Here is a 6,985-nt window from a genome sequence, read left to right as displayed (position 1 = left end):
AGTCAGACTGATCTACTAAAAACCTTAGCTCGCCATAGGCTCATAATGAAGCCGCAAGGATGATAAGGACAGTAGAAGCAGATATCCATCAGGGCCAGAGGCATACCTCAATAACAGGCCGAATATATGGGTGCAATGAACTCTTCTCAAAATTGATATCGAATGTCTTGCAAACCGGATGGGTCCATATATGGCGAGCTAGCTTTCGCAGGTGCAGGGACGCATCCTTCGGAAGCGATAGCAAATTTGCCAATGAGCACAAGGGGCTTTCAACTCCGTTGGGGGCGTCTTGGAGCATCCAAGGAGGATAGGACGAGCAGTCCTCCTTGGTCGGGTGTGGGTTGAAGACCCACGACCTTGATTCACCTCGGCCGTTAGGCCGCACTAACTCAACGAACTCAACGAACTCAACGAACTCAACGCGAAACGGTTAACCCATAACACTCAGTACAGTGCGACAAACACTGAGCAACAAGAAAATAAGTGCCAAAGCATATTCACCAATTTGCAGGAGGAGTTGGGTATCTAAGAAAGAGAAAAGACACATCGTCCTGATGCAAGTGACTCGAATCGCGGGTACGCGATTAAAGCTCATCCTTGTTAAAAACCTAAGATAGCGACATAGTGTACACTTGTCTATAACTTTAGCATTACAAATCAAGTAATTAAGCAAGCACTGATTTAACAATGTTGATATGAATGCATGTGACTAAACCAATCGCCATCAAATAACACTATCTCTTGATCTTGCAGTGGCATGAAGTCTTGCCGTGACGGGCGGTTTGGTTTTGGCAAGCGAGCCAATTTCGACATGCAAATAAGCCCCAATTGAGCGCATTGCTCAAGGGCTCAGCGCAAAGAGCACTGAACAAAATTCAGCCATAACGTAACTGAGTTGAATCACAGTACGAACATCACTGCAGATGCCTGATAACACTGGGTTTACACTCTGATTTAGCTTGGTCAAAACTGCAACGATTAACCGCCTAAATTTGCATTTTCGGCCCTACATGCTAACGTGGCTAATGTAAATTTACATTCAGTGTTTATCAAAGCTATGTCGCAACAATCAATAAAAAGTCGATCGACAACAAGCTTATATCGGGCGATACCATGCAGCGCGGCTGATATTACACGGAAGCACAACTGAGGTTGAGATATGGAACCATCTAATACGTCACGCCGGACCTTTATTAAGCAATGTGTGATTGGCGGGGTTGCCGTATATTCGGCCCCTTTGTTGTGGGAAATGAGTCGCGCTAATGCGGCGATTGTCTCACCTGAACTGGCAGCCCAATGGCAAACTCAGGTTAATGGTCAATCCAAACCTAAGTTTCGTAACGACGGCATAGCGAAGGTCACAGGCCAAAAGGTCTATGGCCGTGATTACCGTGCTATGGACATGGAGGGCTGGCCCAAGCAGCAAGGTTACGCTTTTATTCTTCGCGCCGCCGATGCCTCCCATGTTTATCAAGGCTTTTCCCTCGACCACCTGCCCGCGTCGGCTAAGCCCTATAAAGTGATCACTGCGGCCGATCTGGCCCGTGATAAAATCAAGCTGCCCGATTTTTACGGTGACAACATGTTACTGGCCGAGGGTCAAACCGCCGACTACTTAGGTCATGCGGTGGCGATATTATTGTTCGACAGTTTTCCCGCCTTTAAGCAAGCTAAGTCCTTGCTGCAATTTGATCAAACCTTACTGCGTTTTGGTGAGCAAACGCCACTTGTGTCGGACACCAAAGACCCTTATGCCAGCTGGCGTTTGATTCGAGTAGAAGGTGAAAATGGCGCACGGGAAGATTTATATAGCCCGCTCCACGATGGGCTGTTTTTCCCTAGCGTAAAAGATCGCAAGCCTGAATGGTTAGGTAATCCGAATGCCAAAGGGACAGTGTCTGAGCGCGGGCTTTATTATGCGGGTGAGATAGATAAGCAGATTGCTAGCGCCCAAGCCAATCAACAATGGCAAGTGTTAGAGCGGGAATATCGCACCCAGATCATCGATCCTATGATGATGGAACCCGAAGCCTTTAACGGCTGGTATGACGCGGCTAGCCAAACCTTTCATACTGTGATTACCTCGCAGTCGCCGCAGGACTTTCAAGAGATGGCAGTGCACATGCTGTTATCTAGCCCACTGGCAGGCAAGGTAAAACATCTTGTGGTGCACTCGCCTTATATCGGCGGTGGATTTGGCGCGAAAGACCATTCGATATTTCCCTATTACGGCGTGATCGCGGCCGTTTATGCCAAAGGGCCAATCCGACTCGCCAATGACAGATTCGAGCAATTCCAGTCTGGCCTTAAGCGTCATCCGTTCATCATGAAAAGCCGCTTAGCGGTGGATAAATCGACCTTAAAAATCCAAGCCTTAACTTCGCAGATGACAGTCGATGGCGGCGGACGAGTCAACTTTACCCCGTCTGTCACTTCGGTTGGCGCAACAGCGATGCAAAGCATTTATTACACACCGCGCAACGATATTATCGCCACCGCCTATGCGTCGCGTAACCCAGATGCGGGCTCGATGCGCGGTTATGGCACGCTGCAATCGATGACGGCGATGGAATGCATGATCCACGAGATCGCCGACGAGTTAAAGGTTGATCCCTTTAAACTGCGCGCCGCCAACGTGATGGAGTCTGGCCAGCGCAATACTCAAGGTGCGATTCCTAACGGTACTTTACGTTACCGCGAAATGCTCGAGATGGCCGAGCAAGCTCCCGTGTGGCAAAACCGCGCGGTGAATAAAAAGGACTATGAGGCCAAACATCCGGGGATGCGTTACGGCGTCGGTTTTGGTATCGCCACCAAAGATTATGGTACGGGCGCAGCGGCGCCAAGTGCGGCGGTTCGCCTAGCTAAAGACGGTAAAATCACCCTAGAAATCGGCTTTATCGAAATGGGCACAGGCACGCAAACCTCGCAAGCCGTTGTGGTCAGCGATGCCCTTGGCAACTTTGCCGATGAAGTAAAACTCGCCGAAGTGGATATTTGGGATGCAATGCAATTAGTGCAAACCGATAATCCTTATATTATTTCGCAGCAACGCCAAGATGAAATGGCGGCTAATCCACGCTGGACGCCCGTTAAAGCCATGGCATCGTCGGCATCTATGTCGGCCTATTATCAAAGCCATGTCAGCCGCATCGCCGCCGATATTATCTATCGTCACGGCCTGTGGCCTGCGGCGGTATCAATTTGGAACGAGTTGTATTTTAACACTCCGATGGGCTCGACTAATTTGCATAACTCACGGGATGGTCGCTGGGTCGATGGCAAGCTAACTGCCTTGGGCTTTCCGCCATTGTCGCTGGATATTCTCGCTAAACGCGCCCACGACATGGGTTTAGTGGTCGGCGTGATGGGCCATGCCTTTAATCGCTGGGCTTGGGCTGAAGCCGATTTCGACATTCTTGGCACTAAAGAGCGTTTAGCACTCGATGCGCTGGCGCTGCAATACGGCGAAGGCAATGCGACGTTTGCGGCCACCTCCGACACGACTATGAGTATCAAAGCGCGCCAAGCCAGCATGAAGTCTAACGGCTATCACTTGATCGATCGTCAAGCCATGAGTTATCCCAGAGCCGAACTGAACAATGCCATGGTGACTTACTACGCCCCCTGCGCCACTTTGGTTGAAGTGGCCGTAAACGAAGGCAATGGCGAAGTCACGCTGCTGAGTTCTCATACTTGGTTAGAAGCGGGCAAAGTGATTGTTAAAGAGTTGGTCGAAGGGCAAATTCAAGGTGGCCTTGCGATGGGGATTGGCCATGCACTGCATGAAGGCTTACCGCCATTTGAAGCCGGCGCTGGCAATGGTACGTGGAACCTCAATCGCTATCAGGTGCCGTTAGCGCGGCATGTGGGCGTGTGGGATCAACGTCATACCATATTGCCACAGTTATCTGATAACGATCCCAGCCGTGGTATCGCCGAAGTGGTGATGATCCCTGTGGTCGCGGCGCTGATTGAAGCCGTGTATCAAGCAACCCATGTCCGCTTTTACGATTTACCTATGACAGCGAAAAAAATTAAGGAGGCCATGGCATGAGCCAGTCTATTAAACTGACCATTAATAACCAAGCCGTAGGCCCGATTGAAGTCGCCGATGGTGTGATGATGATTGAGTTTCTACATGAATACTTAAACCTCACAGGCACTAAGTTTGGTTGTGGCGCAGGCGTATGCCACGCCTGTACAGTGATCGTCGACGACGAGCAAGGCATGAGCGAAGTGGTGCGTACCTGCATCAATGGCGTCGAGCGTTTTAATGGTAAACGCGTCCGCACTGTTGAAGGTCATGCTAGACAAAACTCCCTTGGCGAAATCACCGCCCTGAGCCCAGTGCAAGAAGCTTTTTTGGAGCACTTCTCGTTTCAATGTGGCTGGTGTACCTCGGGCTTTGTCAACGAATCGACCGCACTGCTTGAGCGATTAGAGCGACAACCTATCGCTAAAGATCAAGTTGAAAAAGTCGTTGAAGATGCCTTGAGTGAACACGTATGCCGCTGTACTGGCTATGTAAAATACTATGCGGCGGTCAAAGATCTGATCCTCAAAACTAAGGGGCTAACCCTGTGATGACATCAGCCAATCTGCGCCATTTCTCGTATCTTAACAGGATAAAAAATCTGTTGAGTCACAATCTACTCCTGAGTTTAGGGCTAGGTTTGCTCGCCTGTTCCAGCAGCGTTGCCGATGAAGGCGGCAATACGAATAACGACATCGCACGCGGCGCGTATCTGATGAAGATAGGCGATTGCGTGGCATGCCATACTGCGGTGGGCGGGCGTGAACTCACGGGCGGTTTGCCGTTCGAAACCCCCTTTGGCGCTGTGTACTCGACCAATATCACCTCAGACAAAGAAACCGGGATTGGCAAATACAGTTACGAAGAGTTTTTTGACGCCATGCACCACGGTGTTGGCGTCAACGGCAACCTCTATCCTGCTATGCCTTACACTTCCTACAGTTTGCTCACGGACGCAGACACTCAGGCGATTTATGCCTATTTGATGAGTACTAAACCCATCAAACAAGCCAATCGCGACAATGATGTTTACTTTCCGTTTAACCTGCGTTTTGGCTTAAAAGCTTGGAACTTAGTCGCACACGATGCTAAGGAATTTACCCCGAGCAAGGAAAAAAGCGAACATTGGAACCGCGGCAATTACTTAGTCAATGCCCTTGGGCACTGCGGTGAATGCCACACCCCAAGAGACACGCTGTTTGCCATGGAGCAGGACAAGCACTTTGAGGGCGCGATTATCGAAGGGCTAGAGGCATCGGACATTCGCCCCGCTGAGCTTAACAGGCAGAACTGGACCCATGAGGATCTTAAGTCGCTGTTTACCGAAGGCTACTCCCGTAAAGGCACCGTCTTTGGCGGCATGTATCCCGTGGTGTATCACAGCTTTAGCCACTTAACCGATGATGATATGCGCGCGGTAAGCAGTTATCTGCTCGATAACGACGATGATCTTAAACCGGATCCGCTCACCTTTAACGGCCATAAACCTGAACTGCCAGGCTATACGCTCTACAAAGGTTACTGCGCCGGTTGCCATGGTCAAAATGGTGAAGGTCGCCCTAATGTCGCCCCCGCGATGGCAGGAAACGCCACCTTAGATAAAGCGAGTCCTCATAATATCGTCGCCGTAATACTAAAAGGCATTCAGAGCCAGCATTACAACGCTACCACCAGCTTTTATGCCATGCCGGGATATGCTGATGAGTTAAGCGACGAGCAGATTAAAGACTTAGCCAATTACCTAAGACTCACCTGGAGCACACAAGCTGGTAATCTCGATGTAAAAACCATCCAAAGCTTAAAAGAAGTGATCCTCGAGCACGACTAACCCACATAGGTATGTGGGAGATTTAAAATAAAAGCCGACTCTAGAGTCGGCTTTTGCTTGAATGATTTAGAGCACGAAAATCTGTCAGTCAACGGCGTTTATTCTCACTAACCACGCAGTCGAGTATCAAAAAAGGCTAAGCTGCGCGCCCAAGCGAGTTCGGCGGTGGCTTTATCGTATCGGCCAGTGGAGTCGTTATGAAAACCGTGATTCACATTCGGGTAAAGATAGGCGACGTAATCGGCTTTGTTGGCTTTTAGCTGGGTTTCGTACTCGGCCCAAGTGTCGTTTACCCGCTGATCGAGCCCAGCAAATTGCAACATAAGTGGCCCCTTTACTCGGCTACGCAGTTCTGCAGCCGCGGGTGTGCCATAGAAAGGTACGCCTGCATTGAGTTCATCGGGAATCGTGGCGGCCAGCATATTGACGATATAGCCGCCAAAGCAAAAACCTACGGCACCGAGTTTGCCATTGCTTTGGGGATGGGATTTTAAAAACTGCGCAGCGGCAATAAAGTCTTGCTCGATTTTGGCTCTGTCTAAACTGCTTTGCATGGCGCGGCCCGCATCATCATTACCCGGATAACCACCGAGGGAATAAAGCGCATCGGGGGCGAAGGCGATATACCCCTGCGCGGCTAATCGGCGAGCCACATCTTCGATATAGGGATTAAGGCCCCGATTCTCATGCACCACTAATACCACTGCGGCTTTTTTACTGAGATCTAAGGTTTTCGGCTCACCTGCTGCACTGCCCGCGAGCAATAACCCATCGGGCATGACTAAGTAGCCGCGCCCTTCACCGTAACCATTTGGCGAGGGAAACTTAACATAGCTGGCTTGAATACTGGGATCGTTAAAGGAGACTTGCTCGGCGACGGCATAGTTCGGCAAGAGTGCGCTCGTGAGCATCGTCATGGTGAAACCTAGCGCCACCAGCCCTGCGAGCCGCCCCATAAACTCACGGCGATCGATAATGCCATGGGCATATTCGTCATACCAGTCAAAGGCTTCCTGCGGTATCGGTTGTACTTTCTGGGCATGTATCTGACTTGTTTCTGCTAAGGCTTGCTTGTCTTGTTGTGTCATCGTTATTCCTCCATTGAACAAGCTAACCACAGG

4 protein-coding genes are annotated in these 6,985 nt (G+C 50.2%); 3 read left to right on the top strand and 1 reads right to left on the bottom strand.

Translation table 11 applies throughout. The features are described 5' to 3' along the window. The first annotated feature begins 1,159 nt into the window (after positions 1-1,159). Genes L5M10_RS00955 through L5M10_RS00945 form a run of 3 tightly spaced genes read left to right on the top strand, consistent with a single transcriptional unit; the run spans position 1,160 to position 5,864 of the window. Positions 1,160-4,057 carry a xanthine dehydrogenase family protein molybdopterin-binding subunit gene (locus tag L5M10_RS00955; protein ID WP_263146385.1) on the top strand — a complete coding sequence of 966 codons (2,898 nt, stop codon included), beginning with the start codon at positions 1,160-1,162 and terminating at the stop codon, positions 4,055-4,057. Continuing rightward, on the top strand, positions 4,054-4,587 hold the full coding sequence (locus L5M10_RS00950; protein WP_006082848.1) for a (2Fe-2S)-binding protein: 534 nt from the start codon (positions 4,054-4,056) through the stop codon (positions 4,585-4,587). Before L5M10_RS00955 ends, L5M10_RS00950 begins: the two co-directional genes overlap by 4 nt. Beyond that, positions 4,587-5,864: a cytochrome c gene (locus L5M10_RS00945; RefSeq protein ID WP_263254676.1), complete on the top strand. Its 1,278-nt coding sequence runs from the start codon at positions 4,587-4,589 to the stop codon at positions 5,862-5,864. Before L5M10_RS00950 ends, L5M10_RS00945 begins: the two co-directional genes overlap by 1 nt. Positions 5,865-5,971: 107 nt before the next feature. Here L5M10_RS00945 and L5M10_RS00940 read toward each other — a convergent pair whose 3' ends face one another. Continuing rightward, positions 5,972-6,952 (bottom strand): dienelactone hydrolase family protein, encoded by a 981-nt coding sequence (locus L5M10_RS00940; protein ID WP_263146389.1) that lies wholly within the window; start codon positions 6,950-6,952, stop codon positions 5,972-5,974. Positions 6,953-6,985: the final 33 nt, after the last annotated feature.

Origin of the sequence: Shewanella sp. SM32, assembly GCF_025654235.1 — a bacterium.
Classification (GTDB): domain Bacteria; phylum Pseudomonadota; class Gammaproteobacteria; order Enterobacterales; family Shewanellaceae; genus Shewanella; species Shewanella oncorhynchi.
The sequence above is the reverse complement of the archived record's forward strand: the minus strand, read 5'-3'. Positions and strand labels throughout refer to the sequence as shown.